This window comes from Deltaproteobacteria bacterium (genome assembly GCA_016874755.1).
Lineage (GTDB): Bacteria > Desulfobacterota > Binatia > UBA9968 > UBA9968 > DP-20.
The window spans coordinates 68944-87335 of the sequence record VGTH01000023.1 but is presented as its reverse complement, the minus strand read 5'-3'; the positions used below and the strand labels follow the sequence as shown (position 1 = coordinate 87335).

General features: G+C 57.5%; 17 protein-coding genes and 1 pseudogene. All 18 read left to right on the top strand.

The genetic code is table 11. From position 1 onward, the window contains the following. Positions 1–350: dienelactone hydrolase family protein (locus FJ145_15255; protein MBM4262773.1), on the top strand; the 350-nt coding region annotated here is incomplete at its 5' end. 22 nt (positions 351–372) lie between these two features. After that, a pseudogene (locus FJ145_15250) lies at positions 373–591 on the top strand (hypothetical protein). A gap of 250 nt (positions 592–841) precedes the next feature. Next, the gene (locus tag FJ145_15245) at positions 842–2089 is read left to right on the top strand and encodes an MFS transporter (protein MBM4262772.1); all 1248 of its coding nucleotides are present in this window, start codon (positions 842–844) and stop codon (positions 2087–2089) included. Positions 2090–2406: 317 nt separating this feature from the next. Beyond that, complete coding sequence (locus FJ145_15240; protein ID MBM4262771.1) at positions 2407–3867, top strand: biotin carboxyl carrier protein; 1461 nt, start codon at positions 2407–2409, stop codon at positions 3865–3867. 156 nt (positions 3868–4023) lie between these two features. After that, on the top strand, positions 4024–4881 hold the full coding sequence (locus FJ145_15235; protein ID MBM4262770.1) for an amidohydrolase: 858 nt from the start codon (positions 4024–4026) through the stop codon (positions 4879–4881). Between the two features lie 126 nt (positions 4882–5007). Further along, complete coding sequence (locus FJ145_15230) at positions 5008–6465, top strand: hypothetical protein (protein ID MBM4262769.1); 1458 nt, start codon at positions 5008–5010, stop codon at positions 6463–6465. A 114-nt stretch (positions 6466–6579) separates the two neighbouring features. After that, positions 6580–6945: a DUF423 domain-containing protein gene (locus FJ145_15225; GenBank protein MBM4262768.1), complete on the top strand. Its 366-nt coding sequence runs from the start codon at positions 6580–6582 to the stop codon at positions 6943–6945. Positions 6946–7049: 104 nt separating this feature from the next. Beyond that, complete coding sequence (ald, locus tag FJ145_15220) at positions 7050–8168, top strand: alanine dehydrogenase (protein ID MBM4262767.1); 1119 nt, start codon at positions 7050–7052, stop codon at positions 8166–8168. Further along, the gene (locus FJ145_15215) at positions 8165–9133 is read left to right on the top strand and encodes an exopolyphosphatase (protein ID MBM4262766.1); all 969 of its coding nucleotides are present in this window, start codon (positions 8165–8167) and stop codon (positions 9131–9133) included. The genes ald and FJ145_15215 overlap by 4 nt, the downstream gene beginning before the upstream one ends. Next, complete coding sequence (locus FJ145_15210) at positions 9130–9546, top strand: cupin domain-containing protein (protein MBM4262765.1); 417 nt, start codon at positions 9130–9132, stop codon at positions 9544–9546. The genes FJ145_15215 and FJ145_15210 overlap by 4 nt, the downstream gene beginning before the upstream one ends. Before the next feature lie 83 nt (positions 9547–9629). Further along, positions 9630–10556 (top strand): hypothetical protein, encoded by a 927-nt coding sequence (locus FJ145_15205; GenBank protein MBM4262764.1) that lies wholly within the window; start codon positions 9630–9632, stop codon positions 10554–10556. Beyond that, positions 10553–13060, top strand: a complete 2508-nt coding sequence (locus tag FJ145_15200) for a hypothetical protein (GenBank protein ID MBM4262763.1) — start codon at positions 10553–10555, stop codon at positions 13058–13060. Before FJ145_15205 ends, FJ145_15200 begins: the two co-directional genes overlap by 4 nt. Before the next feature lie 116 nt (positions 13061–13176). Beyond that, positions 13177–13962, top strand: a complete 786-nt coding sequence (locus FJ145_15195) for an ABC transporter permease (GenBank protein MBM4262762.1) — start codon at positions 13177–13179, stop codon at positions 13960–13962. Positions 13963–14166: 204 nt separating this feature from the next. Then, positions 14167–14949 carry an ABC transporter permease gene (locus FJ145_15190; protein MBM4262761.1) on the top strand — a complete coding sequence of 261 codons (783 nt, stop codon included), beginning with the start codon at positions 14167–14169 and terminating at the stop codon, positions 14947–14949. 85 nt (positions 14950–15034) lie between these two features. Beyond that, positions 15035–15751, top strand: coding sequence for an ABC transporter ATP-binding protein (locus tag FJ145_15185; GenBank protein MBM4262760.1), 717 nt, complete (start codon positions 15035–15037; stop codon positions 15749–15751). Beyond that, entirely contained in the window at positions 15697–16827 is a 1131-nt protein-coding gene (locus tag FJ145_15180; GenBank protein ID MBM4262759.1) for an ABC transporter substrate-binding protein, read from the top strand. Before FJ145_15185 ends, FJ145_15180 begins: the two co-directional genes overlap by 55 nt. A gap of 19 nt (positions 16828–16846) precedes the next feature. Continuing rightward, positions 16847–17854, top strand: coding sequence for an ABC transporter substrate-binding protein (locus tag FJ145_15175; GenBank protein ID MBM4262758.1), 1008 nt, complete (start codon positions 16847–16849; stop codon positions 17852–17854). A gap of 47 nt (positions 17855–17901) precedes the next feature. Continuing rightward, entirely contained in the window at positions 17902–18348 is a 447-nt protein-coding gene (locus tag FJ145_15170) for a RidA family protein (GenBank protein ID MBM4262757.1), read from the top strand. Positions 18349–18392: the final 44 nt, after the last annotated feature.

The following is an 18392-nucleotide window of genomic DNA, read 5'->3' as shown; positions in this document are numbered from 1 at the left end:
CCGCCTGCAAATTGAAAGGCTTTGATGCGTTAGTGGAATGCTGGGGCGGCAACGTCGTCCAAAAGCCCGACGAGCTCACGCCCAAACGACCGGTGGCGCCGATCGATTACACCAAGGATCTTTCCTGCCCGATGATCGGTCTATTCGGCAACGACGACAAATCGCCTTCCCCTGAGCAAGTGAATCAACATGAAGCCGAGTTGAAAAAGTGCGGCAAGAATTATGAATTTCACCGCTACGACGGGGCCGGCCACGGCTTTTTCTACTATGACCGCCCGGCCTATCGCCAGGAGCAATCCGTGGACGGCTGGAAAAAAGTCATGGCGTTCCTGGAAAAGACTTTGAAGTAGTCTAGGAGTCGATATGTGCACGATGATTACTCATCAAGCCAAGATCCAGGGCCGCGGTAAGAACAACGGCGGCGACTGGGTCGAAGTGCGCGAGGCCAATGTGTCCTACGACCATCCCTACGACATGCCGTTGGAACACGCCTTAAACATCGACTTCGTCGATGAATCGAAGGGGCCTGGCATACGCGTGGCCGTGGAATTGAGCGTTGAGGGCGCGCGCAATTTGCTTAAGACCATTCAAGCAGTTCTGGACGAAGCCGACGGCCGGGGCGTGTTGGAAGATATTCCGCAGGCCGCGATTGCCGGCAACACACACGCTCACGCAAGCTGAACCCGGCGTCGTTGTCATTCCGAGCAAAGCGAGGTATCTCCCTCTCCAGTGAGACGAGATACCTCGCTTTGCTCGGAGTGACAGCCCCGCATCTAGATCGCTTTTCTTTCTCACGCACGTTATAAGGCAAGACTAAATCTCGTGCACACCCGTTAGCTCTTTGGCACAAACTGACACTAACAATTCAGCTACGTCCGCCGAAGCGGTTCGGCCCTGGGCGTCGCTCGCCTTTCGCGACTATCGCATGGTGTGGATCGCCAGCGTCTGCAACGCCGTGGCGATTCAGATTCGCAATGTCGCGGGCTTGTACCAGGTCTATGAAATTTCCGGCTCGGCTTTGCAGCTCGGTCTCACGGGGTTCTCCCAGGCCTTTCCCTTCGTCATCTTTGGTCTGTTTGCCGGCGCCGTGGCCGACGCCTTCGATCGAAAAAAACTGTTGGTCGTTACCGTCGCATTGCAATTGATTCCTAGCCTACTGCTCGGCCTACTGACCCTTAGCGGCACCATCCAGGTATGGCATATCTACACCCTGGGATTTTTCGGCGCCCTGGTCGAAGTCTTCAACTGGCCGGCGCGTTCGGCGCTGATTCCACGGCTGGTGCCGCAGGCCTATATGATGAACGCTGTCACATTGAATACGATCATCATACAGTGCAGCTTTCTCCTCGGCCCCGCCATCGGCGGCATGCTCATCGATCAGGTCGGTTTGGTCAACACCTATTTCCTAACCATCGCGACTTTTGTTCCGGCCGGATTGGCAATTTTCTCGATGCATATCTCGGGTGTGCCGGAAGACAGACGCCGCGTAAATCTGCGCAGCATCTTCGAAGGCATCGAGTTTATCTGGGCGCAGCGGATTATCCTCTCGCTATTTCTGCTCGACTTCGGCGTCACGCTCGTCGGCTTTTACCGGCCGATCCTGCCAATCTTTGCCGCCGACGTTTTCAAAACCGGCGCGTCGGGCTTGGGTTTGCTTTACGGCGCACCGTCGGCGGGCGCCATCATCGGCTCGTTCGTCATTTTGATGATCGGCAACATCCAGCGTAAAGGCGTGCTGGTCATCGTCGCGGCGCTGATCTTTGCCGGCAGCCTAGCTCTGCTCGGCGTCTCAAACTGGTATTGGATGGCGGTGGCCAGCACGCTGATTCTTGGTTTCACAGACTCCGTCAGCGTCGCCATCCGACGCACCGTCGTGCAGCTCCTCGCCCCCGACGGCATGTTAGGCCGCGCCTCGAGCCTCATCACCGTCTTCGCCCAGGCCACCAATGGCTTGGGCGCCATCCTGGCCGGCGCCGCCGCTCAATGGATCGGCGCGCCCAATGCGCTCTTGCTCGGCAGCGCGCTGTGTTTTGTGATGATCTTTGCGATCAGCGCGGCGATTCCGCAGCTGTGGCGGTATAAGTCGTAGGAAGATCACGGGCCTAGGAATCTCAAATCTCAGATTTCAAATCTCATAAAGAAGCGTGAAATGGGTTTATTTCGGGCGATTACGGTACTCCACCGCCGCTTTGTTTAGCCATAGAGCTGCCGAGAGATATTTTCCGATCTTACTGTGAGATCTGAAATCTGAGATTTGAGATTCTTCCTGTTGTATAGCGATTATGGTTCAAGATTTTGGTCCTTCTGCATATTGGAGTCAACGCCGCGGGATTTAGAGTCATGCTTTTCACTCCTCTTCATGTTATGAAATTGAAATCTTAGATTTGAGATTCGCCGGAGGCGACCATGGAAACAATCAAGTTCGTCGACACCACCATCCGCGATGGCCATCAAAGCTTGTGGGCAGAGAACATGACCACGGGCATGATGCTGCCGATTGCCAAGAACCTTGATGACGCAGGATTTGAAGGCATCGAGCTAATTTCCGGCTCCCATCTCAAGAAGACCGTGCGCGAGTTGAAAGAAGACCCCTGGGAGCGTGTGCGCCTGATCTCGAAAATTGTTACTAAGACGCCGCTGCGGCTGATCGCCGGGCGGGTCAACACTTTCGAATACAACCCGCCATCGATGTACCGGCTGTTTGTCGAGCGCATGTTTGCCAACGGGGTTAAATCGGCGCGCATCTCGGATGAGTGGAACGATCCCGAGGGCTGGATATTTCGTGTCGGCGAGTGCAAGCGCGCGGGCATGCAAACCGTGCTCAACCTGATCTATTCGGTCTCACCCAAACACTCCGACGAATATTTCGCCGAGCGCACCCGCGCTGCGGCGCAGTCGATCAAGCCGGATCGGCTCTGCCTCAAAGACCCCGGTGGATTGCTGACCCCTGAGCGCATGGACACCCTGGTGCCGATCATTTTTAAGAACGCCAACGGTATTCCCATCGAACTGCACACACACTGCACGACGGGGTTAGGTCCGCTTTGCTGCATCAAAGCGATGGAGCTAGGCATTCGCTCGATCAACACCGCGCTGCCGCCGCTCGCCGACGACACCTCCAACCCGTCGTTGTTCAACGTCGCGCGCAACGCCCGCGCGCTCGGCTACAAAACCGATATCGACGAAGAAATTCTAAAACCGGTGTCGCGCCACTTCACCGCCATCGCCAAGCGCGAGGGCTTCACCATCGGCGCGCCGGTGGAATACGACTACACGCAATATCAGCATCAAGTGCCCGGCGGCATGCTTTCTAACTTGCGCTTTCAATTGCGCAAGGTCGGCCTGGAACATAAATTCCCCGCAGCCCTCGAAGAAACCATCAAAGTCCGCGAAGAGTTCGGCTACCCGATCATGGTCACTCCCCTCTCGCAGTTTGTCGGCAGCCAAGCGGCAATCAACGTCATCGTCGGCGAGCGCTATAAAGAAGTCACCGATCAGGTGATCAAGTTCGCGCTGGGTCACGCCGGCGCCGAAGGCGCGCGCGACATGCACCCCAACATCAAGGACAAGATCCTCAATCGCCCGCGCGCCAAAGAGTGGGCCAAGTGGACGCCCGACGAGCCGTCGCCGGACGAAATGCGCCGCCGCCTGGGCGCCGAAGGCACGTCGGACGAAGAGCTCTTGCTCCGCTGGATCGTCGGCAAAGACGATATCGATTACATGCGCGCCAACAAACGGCCGCTGGAATATCTGAACTCGGAGCAGCCGCTGGTGAACCTGCTGCAAGAGTTATCGAAACGCACCAAGGACCGCCAGATCTTTGTCCAGACGCCGAGCTTTTCGGTGACGATGGAAAAGCGCGCCTAAGGCGTTTGGCGTCTAGGGTCTAGCGTCTGGCGTTTGAAACACGTCTGATCCGGCCAACGCTAGACGGTAGACCCTGAACGCTAGACGTTAATCCGGTTGAAACTAGTCAGCACGAATGCAATAAGAAACTAAATTAATCCAGGAGGCAGATTTTCTATGGCAAGAGACATCGTCGCAATCGATATACACGTTCATCTATCGGATGAAGCGAGTCAAAAAGCGAAGGGCGATCGTACCGCGCAGATGGCGCGCTACTTCGGCCGCGAGCGGCCGCCGGTTTCCATCGATGAGATGGCGGACCAATATCGCGCGCGCAAGATGATGGCTGTGATCATGAACACCCGCGACGAAACGGTCACGGGTTTGACCCCGCTCCCCAACGATCACGTCGCCAGCGCAGTGAAAAAACATCCCGACGTCTTCATGGCCTTTGGCGCCATCGACCCCTGGACCGGCAAGCTGGCGGTGGACGAAGTCAAACGCTGCCATGATCTCGGCCTGATCGGCATGGGCGAGTTGAACCCGGCGCGCCAGCATTTCTATGCCAACGACCCGCGCTTCTACCCGATCTGGGAACAGTGCGCCAAGTTAAAAATGGCGATTTTGTTCCACGGCGGCATGGCCGCGGCCGGCGCCGGCACCCCGGGCGGCATGGGCATCAAGTTAAAATATAGCCAACCGATTCACGTCGACGAAGTCTGCGCTGACTTTCCGGAACTAAAAATCATCAGCGCCCACCCGACTTGGCCATGGACCGCGGAAAGCTTGGCCATCGCCCGCCACAAAGGCAATTATTACATCGACCTCTCCGGCTGGGCGCCGAAATATTTCCCAGCGGAGCTGATCCACAACATCACCACCTTGATCCAAGACAAAGCGCTGTTCGGCTCCGACTGGCCCGCCATCGGCGTCGAGCGCTGGTTGGAAGAGTTTGCCCAGGTGAACATGAAACCGGAAATCCGCAAGAAGATCATGCTGGACAACGCGGTGAAGTTTTTGGGCATCACGCTTTAAGAAAAACCCTTCACCACGAAGGCACGAAGGACACGAAGTTCGGAAATAATTGTTGTTCTTACCTTCGTGCTCTTCGTGTCACTTCGTGGTGAAAAACTCGACTTCGACCTAGTTACAAATTTCGCTATGGACGGAATCAAATTCGTAGACACCACCATCCGCGACGGCCATCAAAGCCTGTGGGCCGAGAACATGACCACGGGCATGATGCTGCCCGCGGCCGAGGCCCTCGATCGCGCTGGCTTTGATGCGGTCGAGTTAATCTCCAGCTCGCATTTGAAAAAATGCGTGCGCGAATTGAAGGAAGACCCCTGGGCGCGGGTCAAGCTCATGCGCGAGCGAATGCCAAACACGCCCTTGCGCTTGAACGCTGGACGTTTTAGCGCCTTCGATCTCACGCCCCGTTCGATGTACCGGCTGTTCATGGAGCGCATGGCCGCCAACGGCATTCGCGAAGCGCGCATCTCCGAAGAGTGGAATGAGCTCGAAGGCTGGACGTGGAAGACCCAGGTCTCGCGTGACGTCGGCATCAACCCGGTGCTAAACATTATTTATTCGGTTTCGCCCAAACACAGCGACGAATATTTCGCCGAGCGCACGCGCCAGGCGGCGTCGCTAAAAGTGAATCGCCTGTGCCTCAAAGATCCCGGTGGCCTGCTGACACCCGAGCGAGTGCAGACGCTCGTGCCGATCGTCATGAAGAATGCCAATGGCATCGAAGTGGAACTGCACACCCACTGCACGACCGGGCTTGGTCCGCTCTGTTGTCTTGAAGCCGTTAAGCTAGGCATCAGGATCGTCAACACCGCGATTCCGCCGCTCGCCGACGCATCTTCTAATCCGTCGCTGTTCAACGTAGCGAAAAACTTGCGAGCACTGGGCTACAAGACGCTGATCGACGAAGACATCCTGCGGCCGGTGGCGGACCATTTCACTTACATCGCCAAACGCGAAGGTTTCCCCACCGGCGCCCCGGTGGAATACGATTACACGCAATATCAACATCAGGTTCCGGGCGGCATGATCTCCAATCTGCGTTTCCAGCTCCGCAAAGTCGGCATGGAGCACAAGATCGCAGAGGCCATGGAAGAAACCATCCAAGTGCGCGCCGAGCTGGGGTATCCGATCATGGTCACGCCGCTGTCACAGTTCGTCGGCAGCCAGGCGGCGATCAACGTCATCGTCGGCGAGCGCTACAAAGAAGTCACCGACCAGATCATCCAATACGCCTGCGGCTACTGGGGCAAAGAAGGCGCGGAGCTAATGGACCCGGCGGTCAAAGCCAAAATTATGGATCGCCCGCGCGCCAAAGAATGGGCCGAACGTCCGCCCCCGGAACCGTCGGTCGCCGAGCTGCGTAAAAAGATGAACGCCGAGAATTGCTCCGACGAAGATTTTCTCTTACGTTGGAATCTCGAAGTGAAAGAGATCGAAGTCATGCGCGCCGCCGGTGCCCCGAAAGAATATCTCACCGCGCGCCAGCCGTTGGTCAACCTGCTCGACGCGCTAAGCAAACGCAAAGACTACCGCCAGATCGTCGTGCAAAAAGGCGCGATGACGGTGGCGCTCAATCGCGGTGCCTGAGCTATAGGAATTACTCGCCACGAAGACACGAAGGACACGAAGTCCGGAACTATTCTTTTGCTCAGCCCCTTGGTGCTCTTCGTGTCTTCGTGGTGAATCACCCCTTTTCTAATCATGGAAAAATTTTTCTTTTCCGCTGGCGCCATCGCCGCCTTCATCGGCGTTGCCCTGGGCGCTTTTGGCGCCCACTCGTTGAAGGATAAACTGACGCCGGACATGTTGGCGATTTTTGAGGTCGGCGTGCGCTACCAGATGTACCATGCACTGGGCTTGTTGGCGGTCGCTTGGGGCGCGAGCCGATGGCCCGAGGCCAACTTCAATGCCGCCGGCTGGGCATTTATCATCGGCATCATCATCTTTTCCGGCTCGCTCTATTTGCTCAGCGCCACCGGCATGCGCTGGCTCGGTGCGATCACGCCGATCGGCGGGCTGGCATTCCTTGCAGGCTGGGCGATCATGGTTTGGTCGTTGAATCGGTAGGGCCCGGCCTTGTGCTTGATTACGGGCAACCACAAGGGTTGCCTTTCGATTCCATTTTCCATTGGTTTTGCATTTTCAGCTGGCATCGCGTACTTTTTCATTTCGTGATCATCGGCGTTCCTAAAGAAATCAAAACCGAAGAGAACCGCGTCGCCGTCACGCCGACCGGCGTTGCCGGTTTCGTCGCGCGCAATCATAAAGTTCTTGTCCAAAAAAATGCCGGCGTTGGCAGCGGCTTGAGCGACGAGATGTACCGCAGCGCCGGCGCGACTATCATCGCTGCGGCCGACGAAGTTTGGCGCCAGGCCGACATGGTCATGAAAGTGAAAGAGCCCCAGGCGTCGGAATTTCCGTTGATGCGGCCGGGCTTGATATTGTTCACTTACTTGCATCTGGCGGCGGCGGAGTCGGTCACCAAGGCGCTGCTCGATCGCAAAGTGACCGGCATCGCCTACGAAACCATTCAGCTCGACGACGGCTCACTGCCGCTGTTGGCGCCGATGAGCGAGATCGCCGGGCGGCTATCGATTCAGGTTGGCGCCTGGTGTTTGCAAGCGGAGAACGGCGGCCGCGGCGTGCTGCTTGGCGGCGCCTCCGGAGTGCGCCCCGGCAAAGTGGTCATTCTTGGCGCCGGCATGTCCGGCGCCGCGGCGTGCCAAGTGGCTGCCGGCATGGGCGCCTACGTGAGCATTCTCGATATCAACCCCACCAAGCTACGCTACGTGCACGACATTCTCGGCGGCCATGTGACGACCTTGATGTCGAATCGCGCCAACGTCGAAGAGGAAGTCATCGAAGCCGACCTGGTGGTCGGTTCGGTTTTGATTCCCGGTGCCCAAGCGCCCAAGCTGATACCGCGCGCGCTCGCCAAGCGCATGAAACCCGGCTCGGCGTTTGTCGACATCTCCATCGATCAAGGCGGCTGCGCCGAAACGTCGCGGCCAACCACCCTTCGCGATCCGATTTATCTCGAAGAAGACGTGGTTCATTACTGCGTTACTAATATGCCGGCCATCGTGCCGCACACATCGACCTATGCTCTAACCAACTCAACGCTCTCGTACGGCCTGGAGCTAGCCAACCGCGGTTTTCCCCAAGCCCTCGCGCGCAACAAAGCCCTCGCCAAAGGACTCAACACCATTGACGGCAAAGTCACGCACGAAGGCGTCGCCACCGCCTTCAGTTTGCCTCTGACACCCACCGAGGAGGTTTTGCGAGCGTGAGACTGGTAACTCGTGCCGACTTTGACGGCTTGGTTTGCGGCGCCCTCATCACAAAATTCGAGCAGGTCGATTCCTACCTGTTTGTCGAACCGAAGTTCATGCAAGACGGCCAGGTTGATATTCGTGCGGGCGACATCATCGCCAACCTCCCCTACAACAGGAATTGCACACTCTGGTTCGACCACCACATCACCAACACGATGCCGGAGTTCGATCAACCGATCATGCTGCGCAAGGGCGGCTTTCGGCTGGCGCCGAGCGCGGCGCGGGTGGTTTACGAATATTACACTGAATTAGGCAAACGCTTTCGCACCGGTGGCGTCGAGCAACGGGAACAGCCAAGCGCGTTTCCGGCCGATCAGATACTGCCCTTTCTCAATACCGACCGCATGGTTGATCTGTTGCAAGACGCCGACAAGGTCGACGCCGGGCAGCTTACCCGCGAAGACGTGCTCAACCCGAAAGACTACGTGCTGTTGTCGATGACCACCGACGGCCGCTACGCCGAAGACGAGCCCTACTGGCGCAACGTCATTGACCTACTACGCGACCAACCGCTGGAAAAAATCATGAAAGAGCCGGAAGTCGCGCGGCGCTGTCGAAAGGTGCTCGATTTCCAGGAGAAGCTGCGCAAGATCTTGCTCGAACGCACGACCATGAAAAAGAACGTGATCTACGTCGACCTGCGCGGCATCAAAGACATTCCCGATGGCAATCGTTTTTTGCTCTTCACGCTGTTCCCCGATGGCAACATCTCGGTCAAGGTGAACTACGACACCCAGCGGGAAAACACCACGGCGATCTCCGTCGGCTACAACATTTTCAATAAGACTGCGACCATCAACGTCGGCGAGCTGCTCAACCGCTACGGCGGCGGCGGCCATAAAGTGGTCGGCTCCTGCCGCGTGCCCAACGATAAAGCCGAGCAGGCGATTAAAGAGATCGTCGCGGCGGTAACGGAATGAAGGCAACAGGCGTGAGGCAACAGTCAATAGTTTCGGAATCGTCGAAACGGTTGTTGCCTGTTGCCTTTCCTGTTCAAGCGATGAAACTCATAAACCTAAAAACATCGCTCAAGGCATTAAAAACCTTCAACGACGAGTTGCGCCACGCCGACTGCTTCAAAGAAAAAAATTTCACCAGCGGGCTGATCGCCTTTCGGCCCACCAAGAAATCCGATCCAAGACAGATCAACCACGACGACCAAGACGTCATCTGCCATATCGTGAAGGGCACCGGACGGCTGCGCATCCGTGGCAAGCGCACGGCGCTGCGGCCCGGCATGATCTGCCACATCCCCAAAGGCACACCGCATGACTTCGCCGCGGGCAAAAAAGGCGAGCTGGTGCTCTTTTATGTGCTCGTGACCACCGTATAAGTCCTCGCTAAGCTTGACTTGCCGAGAAATTCTCGGAATCATTCGAAAAAATTCAATCTCCGCGCTCCTCGGCCAAGAACATTTTGAGATTCACAGCCGAAAAGTTATCGCCCGCTATTACGATTCTCGTTGCCGTGGCATTGTTCTTTTGTGCCGGCTGTTCGTCACGCGCGGCGACGCCGGAGACGCGCTACCTTCCCGCCGGCGACCTTCTCGACATCGTCAAGGACTTTCAGCGCCTCGCCAAGGAAGACACTTATCGCTTTACGATCCCCAAGGACGTCACCGGGATCAACATCATGAAAGCGACCTTGGTGCGGTTAGAAGATTATGAGCGCAAAAACCCTGGCCGGTTCACCGACATCGTGCAGTACAACAAGGCCCTCGCCCTCGAGCGCCTGCGCGAGTACGACCAGGCGGCCAACCTTTATCGCAAGGTCTCAGACACCGAGGGGCGCCTCGGCGCCGAAGCAGCCAAAAATGCCGAGCTCCTCGACCAGTTCCTGCGTATTCTCGACAAGCCACTGCCGGCAGTGGACCCGTTCAAATACATCGCCGGCCTCGACGAAAAAGTGGCGGCCTGGAATCAGCTGATCCAAAAATATCCGGGCACGCCTTATGAGTATCTCGCCCGCGTCGAAGAAGAGCGCATCGACCGCGCCAAGGTCGCCTTCGTCGAAGCCAACCGCTACCGCCTGAAGGAAGGCAATCAAATTGTCATCGTCGGCTACAGTCAACTCATCACCAAACATCGCCAAAGCAAGAACATCCACCGCTATTTGATTGACTTCGGCGATTTCTACGCCATCCTTGCAAAAGAGTACGCTGGCCAGTACGATCCCGAGGGATTGAGTTTTGATTTCAAAGTCTTCGACCAGTTTGCTAAGTCAGCACTTAAATATTACTCGGAAGTGGTGCAGGTGGACGGTGTGGTCGAGAAAATCGAAGCCCAGGGCAAGATCGAAGCCATGCGCGGCTTGATGGAAAAAATCGCGAGGTTGAGTCGATGAGGCAAGAGCTTTGCCGGCTGCTGGCAGTATTCGTGCTCGCCACGGGCTCTCTCCTAGCTGATCCGGGTTGGAGCCAAGAGCGCGACGCGTTCGACAGAATCTTAAACCCCCTCCCCGACTTCGATCCCTTCGAAAAACCGCCAGCGCGGCCGCAGTTCTTTCCCGATCAAACCGATAAACAGATCCGCGATCTCTTGGTGGATACACTGACCCGGCGCCAAGACACACTGGAAGACCACCTAAAATTTTTCAAAGACCAAGACCAACGCCTGCAGAAAGAACACAAGACGGTTACCGGCCTAACCGATCATGTGCAGGACTTGGTCAACAACAAGATCACCGACCGCGAGCATTATCTCGCCGCACAAAAGGACGCGCTCAGAAACGCCGCCACGCCCGAGCGTAAACAATATCTCGAATCCATCATCAATCACGACGACTTGAATCAAGCCGATCAACTCACGCGCCAAAGCCGCTTGAACAACTGGGGTGGTGTGTTGAATCGCATGTTGAGCTCGGTCGACTTGGTCAGCGTCGCTTCGGGCAACTACATCGGCGCGGCGGCCGAAACCGTGATCTCACAGCTCTACGCCTTGGCCGATAAAGATATGCGCATGGAAGAGCGGCGCGCTTTGGCCCGCGACCTGGCGCACTTGAAGCGCTACCCCAACGATCCGCGCAACAGGGAGATCCTGAAGCGCATCGACGCCTCGGAAAAAACCAAACGCGGCGTGCTGGTGCGCAAACAACTGGAAAAAGCCCATGCAGCCAAGGGCAAAGGCGATCTCGATCAAGCGTTGTTTCACGCCCAGTTCGCCTCCTACCTCGATCCGGAATCGAGAGATGCGGCGAAACTTTTAGCCGAGCTGAACCAACTCACGGCCGAAACCGAAAAAAGCAAGAAATCCGGCTTGGCAGTACAGCCCGAGCGCAAAACGCCGCCTGCCGAAGCGGACGATGCACGGCGCTTGCTGCAGGCGTTGAGCCTGCGCGACGTCAATCAGATCGAGCGGCTCGCCATCGACCTTGGACGCAAATATCGCAACCAGCCTTTGGCCGACGCCGCCCTTGACGCCGAAGCGGTGGCGCTGGAGATGCGCGGCCGCCATGAAGAGGCCAAAAAAGTGCTCGGCGACGTGGCACGCTATTCGATCAACGCCGACACCAAAAAGCGCGTCAGCGCACTCTTGCAAAGCCGCGAATACAACTTATTTGGCAATTTCCAAAACGCCCGCAGCGATCGGCAGTTGGAGTCGATGAAATACGTGCTCTTGGGCGAAGATCTGCTCAAGAAAAATCTGTTATTCGCTGCCGGTGCCATGGCGGCCGCCGGTCCCGCCGGCGCGGTTTCTTTAGGTTTCGTCAACGCCGTGATGATGGGGCAAAATCTGTACAAGGTGACGACCAACAATCCGATATCCGCCCAACCGGTCATCGACGCCGGCGTGGCCTATGTGCGCAGCCACCCGAGTTCCAGCTCAGCCACGGAGATCTACAAAGTCCTGGCATCCGCCTACGAAGACAAAGGCATGTTTGAAAAAGCCCTCGCCTACCATGAGCTGGCGGGCGCGCCGAAGGAGAAAATTGCCGCGGTGAAAGAAAAGGCCGCGAGCGCCTACCTCAACGCCGCGGCGCGCACCGGCGACCGCAATGCCCGCGAATATTTCCTCACTGCGGCGGTGGACGAAGCGCCGGGCAGCGTGACCGCGGCGGAGGCGACCCGCAAGCTCGCCGAGCTGGCCAAAGACGACAACCGCGGGCTGCGCATGAGCAAACAGTTCCTCATGGAAAATCCCGAACTTTTTGGTCCTGCGGGACTGGGTCTCAAAGCTTCTCTCTTCGACGGCAACCCACGCAACATGGAAATCGCCGAGCGCGGCGTAAACTTGCTCGGTGACAACGAGCTGTTGGTCCACTACCAAACCCCCTGGGGAGTGCGCAGCCAGACCTATCCGCTTTCGCGCAGCGCCTCCGAGCGTTTCTTTGTCAGCCTGCGGCAAAAAAATCTCGACGTCGCCAAGGCCGACGTCAACCAGCGCGCCAAGGACAGCGTCGGCGGCATCCGCAATCTGCCGGGCTCGGTGGTCAGCGGCGAGCGCGACCGGCGCCGCGAACGGCCCGAAGACAACTACGACGCGACGTTCTCGCTGGTGCGCGAAGCCAACGGCTCCGTGCCCAATTTCGACCGAGTGCTCGACGCCAGCATGCTGAGCGAAAACGAGCTCAATCCTGGCGGCAAATACCAGCTGCCGCCCATGCAAGGCAGCATCTCGGCCAGCCGCTTTAGCTTAACCGGCGCTTTGCCCACCGGCCTAGGCGGTAATCAGCTCGCGGTGGGTTCAGATTCGCGCGGCGGCTTTGCCGGCGTGCGCATGCCCATTCCCCTCCTACAAGGCTTTATCCCGGTCGACTTCATGGTCCAAGGTCGTCCCGGCGGCGTCTCCGTCTTCCCGCGCATCCAGACCGGTGCCGATAGGGGCGCCGATCCGGAGCTATATCGTTAGTGCCTGGTGTCGATCGACTTGATTACCTTGTTGGCAGAATTTGAGGATAGCGGATTGAAGATGGCAGATGGCGCCCCGCCATCCTCTATCCTCCATGCTCCATCCTCGACCCTCCGATGACACTATTCCCCCTACGAAAGGAAATCAGCCGCGGCATCGTCTCGATCTGCGGCGGCTTAGCGCTTTGGGAGTTATTGGCGCGGCTGCTGCTGGAAAACGAGTTGCTGATCCCGCCGCCAAGCAGTGTCGCGGCTTCGTTCTGGAAGCTGTTACGCAGCGGCGAGCTCAATAAACACTTCCAAGCCACCCTGATCGAGTTCACCTACGGCTTTGCCGCTGCCTGCTTCGTTGGCGTGCTGCTCGGCTATTTGATGGGCATGTACAAGTGGGTCGACGACGTGCTCGATCCGTGGCTGGCGATGCTCTACTCCATTCCGGTGATCGCATTGGTGCCATTGATCATCATCTGGTTCGGCATCGGCATCATTTCCAAGATTATCGTAGTCTTCAAAATCACCCTGGTGGCGATCGTCATCAACACCGCGGCGGGCATCAAAAGCCTCGACCCGGTGTGGTTGGAGCTGGCCAAGTCGATGCGCCTGTCAGACTGGGAGACTACCTGGAAAGTCCGCCTCCCCGGCGCCCTGCCCTATATCATTACCGGCATGCGCCTGGGCGTCGGCCGCGCGCTCCTCGCCGTGGTCGTGGCGGAGCTGATGGCATCCAACGCCGGGCTGGGATTTTTGCTGCGCGACTCGTCCGAGACCTGGGACAGCCCGAAACTATTTGTCACCGTGGCGCTGCTGGCCACCATCGGCTTGGTGAGCTTCAACCTGATCAAGCGCTTCGAAAAGCGCGTGGCGCCGTGGCGCCAGAGCGCCGAGTGGTCGTCGGAAGGTTAGCTATAAAAGCAAAGATCAATGAGAGCTGGCGATCGAGGCGGAACGCCGCAGGAGCAGAGCCTTCGGCATCTCAAATCTCAGATCTCAAATGGCAATAAATCTGAAATCTGAAATTTGCGATTTGAGATTCCGAGCCGAGCGAGGACACGCGTCCGCTCCGGAAGGGTTTTGCCTCGACCGTTCGCATCGCTAGGCTCCTCCAGCATGAACAAAACCCAACGAGACTTCCACGCCATACTACTCCGTTTTGGCTCCATGGCTTTCGGGCTATTGGCCTGGCACTACGTCTCTGAAGTCATCATCAAGGACACTGCGGTGCTGGTCTCGCCCTGGGAAGTTTTGACCAAGGCCCACGAAATGTTCTTTGTCACCGCCGAGCTTTACGCGCACTTGTTCGCCAGCTCGCGGATATTTTTCTACGGCTTTCTTTTGGCCGTGCTGGCCGGTGTGCCCATCGGTTTCGCCATGGCCCTGAGCCCGCTGATCCGCGACTACATCAACCCATGGATGACGACGCTTTACACCTCGCCGCGCATCGCCTTTGCGCCGGTTCTGCTCCTCTGGTTCGGCATCGGCGAAGGCTCGAAGGTCGCCATCGTCTTTCTCGGCTGTGTTTTTCCAGTGCTGATCAACTCCTACTACGGCATGCGCGTCGTCAACCGGGAGTTCGTCGAGTTGGCGCGCTCGTTTCGCCTCGGCCGCTGGCCGCTATTTTTCAAAATCTTGCTGCCGGCCTCGGTGCCGTTTATCTTGGCGGGCATTCGTCTGGCCATCGGCCGTGGCCTGACCGGCGTCGCCATCGCCGAGTGGTTCGGCGCCACCGAAGGACTGGGCTATTTGGTCTTTTTTGCCGGCCAGACGCTCAATGTGCCGGTGCTGTTTGTCGGCGTCGCGCTGTTCGCGATTCTTGGCATACTCGGGTTTGAAATCGTCCGCCGTGTCGAAATCTACCTGACACCGTGGCGGAGCGAGCCGCAGGGGGGGTGATCATGGGCGGACCGGTTCTAGAGCTGCGCGATCTCAGCAAAGAGATTCCCCGAGCGGGGCGCGACCCGTTCGTCATCTTCAAGACATCAATCTGTCGGTGCGCGAAGGCGAATTCGTCAGCATCGTCGGCCCGAGCGGCTGCGGCAAAACCACTATGCTCAGAGTCATCAACGGCCTGATGCCGCACTCCGGCGGGCAGATTTTTCTCGACGGCAAATCCGCCGACGACGTCAGCAATGAATTGTTGATGGGCTTTGTCTTTCAGGGAGCTTCGCTTTTGCCCTGGCGCACCAGCTTGAACAACGTGCTCCTAGGGCTCGAAGGCCGAAGCAACAACGGCCAAGATGCAGAGGCGATCGCGAAAAAATTTCTCAACCTAGTCGGCTTGAACGGGTTCGAGAACCACTACCCGCACGAGCTTTCCGGCGGCATGCAGCAGCGCGTCAACCTCGCCCGCGCACTGGCGATCAACCCGCGCATACTCTTAATGGATGAGCCCTTTGCCGCCCTCGATGCCCAAACCCGCAACTTCATGCAGCTCGAGCTGTTGCGCATCTGGGCCGAAACCAAAAAGACCGTCATTTTTGTCACGCATATGATCGCCGAGGCCGTGCTGCTCTCGGACCGGGTTATCGTTTTCAGCCACCGCCCAGGCACGATCCGGTCTGAATTTGACATTCCCATCCCTCGTCCAAGGGACATGGATATTAAGTCCCACCCGCAGTTTCTTGAACTGGAAAATAAAATATGGAAGCAAATAGAGCACGAAGTAAAAGCTGCCGGCGGCTTCGCCCAACTCTAGGACACGGGATGTTGGAGTGCTGGAGTATTGGAATGTTGGATAAACTCGAAAGGAAAATCATGCGCCACAAGAGTCTCACTGTCGCCTCACGCCTGTCGGCTGTTGCCTTGTGTTGCTTGGTCCCCATTGCCTTGTACGCTGCCGACGCTGCGCCGATGAAGATGCGCTTTGCCCAGAGCGGCCATACTTCGTCGAGTTGGCCGATCTACGTTGCCCAACAGAAAAAGATCTTTGAGAAAAATGGCCTCGACGTCGAAGTCATATTGATCCGCGGCTCGACCAACTTGGTGCGCGCCGTGATCAGCAACACCGTGCCCATGGGGCGCATCAATCCGGACTATGTCATCGGCGGCATCGAAAAAGGCGCCAAGATGAAGATCGTCAGCGGCATCCAGGACAAGATCGCCTACGATCTGATGACCCGGCCGGAGATCAAAACCGGCGCCGACCTGAAGGGCAAAACCATCGGCGTCAGCACCCTCACCGGCGGGACCACGCTGATGGTCGAAGAGGTCTTGGAAAAGGCCTACAAGCTCAAGGACACCGACTATAAGTATCTCGTCGTCGGCACCTCGCCCGAGCGCTACGCCGCGCTTAAAGGCGGCTCGGTGCACGCGACTTTCATGGGCGCGCCTTTTAACTTTACCGCGGCGCGCGAGGGCTTTAACAAGCTGATCACCTTCCACGAAATTCTCGGGCCCATTCAGTTCACCGTCGATTTCGCCCATCAGGACTTTGTCAAAACCAATCGCGATGCGATCGTGCGCTACCTGCGCTCGACCATCGAATCGACCGCCTGGCTCTACGATCGCAAGAACAAAGAAGAAGCCCTGGCGATTCACCAGAAAGTTCTCAAGGGCACGCGCCCGGCCGCGGAGCAGGACTACAAGTTCATGGTCGAGGAGTTCCAGCCCTTTACCCGCAGCGGCGCCGTGGTCAAAGCCGCTTGGGACAAGACCATGGAGCTGCGCGCCAAGGAAGGTCACTACAAAGACAAGAAGGTTCCGCCCCTGGGCGACTTTGTCGACTCGACCATGATCGAAGAAGCGCAAAAGTTAGCCGGCTTTAAAAACTAGCAGGAGTTGGTTGCATCGCATGAAAAAACGATTCGTCTTATTGGTGTTATCCATCCTATCGGTCGGATGGCTTTTCGCACAGGTCGCGGTTGCGCAGACGACACCGCTGAAGAAGATTCGCATCGGCTACCCGTCGCTGAGCTTTCGCCAGAGCAACGTCTGGGTGGCGCGCGAGATGGGACTGTTTCAGAAATACGGCCTGGAAGTTGAGCCCATCTTGTTTCGTGGCGGCCAGGTGGCGACCCAGGCGCTGGTGAGTGGCGATCCACCGATCGTCAACATCGGCACGGTGGTGCAAGCGACCATCCAGGGGCACAATCTCGTGCTCACCGCAGCCGTGGAAACAAAATACGACTTGATCGTCTTTACCCGTCCCGGCATCACCCAACTGGAGCAGCTCAAGGGCAAACGCATCGGTATCACGGGCTTCAACTCGGCGACCCATTACGGGTCGATTATTCTCGCTCGGCATCTAGGCACCGAGCTCAAGGACTTCACGCTCATACCCGCGGGCCTCGACACCGAACGCATCGCTTCGCTGCAATCCGGTGTGATCGATGCGACGTATCTGTCTTCTTCGGCGGCGCCCCTGGCGCGCCGCGCCGGCTTGGTCGAGCATGTTTCCATCGGCGACCTCGGCGTCGAGGTGCAGGGCAACGGCTTTGCCACCTCGCGCGCCTACATCGCCAACAACCGCGACGTGGTGCGCGGCGCCATGCGCGGCTTCGTCGAGGCGATCTATTTGATCTACGCCAACAAGGCCGCGGCGCAAAAAGTCTTTTCCAAATACATGCGCACCACCGACCCCACCGTGTTGGAAGATTCCTATAATGGCTACATCAAGTCGATTCCGAAGAAACCCTACCCCACCCTCAAAGGCATTCAATTTATGCTCGACGTGCTGGCACCGACGCTGCCCAACGCCAAGAACTTTAAGCCCGAGCAGTTCGTCGATTTGAGTTTTCTCCAGGAAATGGAGAAAGACGGTTTCTTCAACGAGCTCGCAAAAAGATATCCGAGTAAGTAGACAGCGGGGGCGGAACTGGAGTATTGGAGTGGTGGAATGCTGCAGTGATGGGAATCCGGACCCAACACTCGGCACTCCAATACTCCATTAACCCAGGGGGACCCATGGCTCGTAAAGACGTTCAACCGAAGGCTCTCAGCGACCCGCGCCCACGCTATGCGCAGGCGATCCAAACCACCGGCGGCAAGCTGTTGTTCATCGCCGGGCAAACCGCTTCTGACAAAGACGGCAAAGTGGTCGGCAAAGGCAACATTCGCAAACAGACCGAACAGGTCTACGCCAACATCAACGCCGTGCTCAAAGCAGCCGGCGGCACCATCGATAATCTGGTGATGACGACGACCTATATCGTCGATCGCAAATACCGCGAGGGCTACAACGAAGTGCGCATGAAGCAGTACAAGAAGAAATGCCCGACCAGCACGCTGGTCATCTGCAAGGGCCTGGCCCATCCCGATTATTTGATCGAGATCGCCGGCATCGCCGTGATTTAAGCCTGCTGTCATTGTGAGCCGAAGGCGAAGAATCTGCTTCTCGG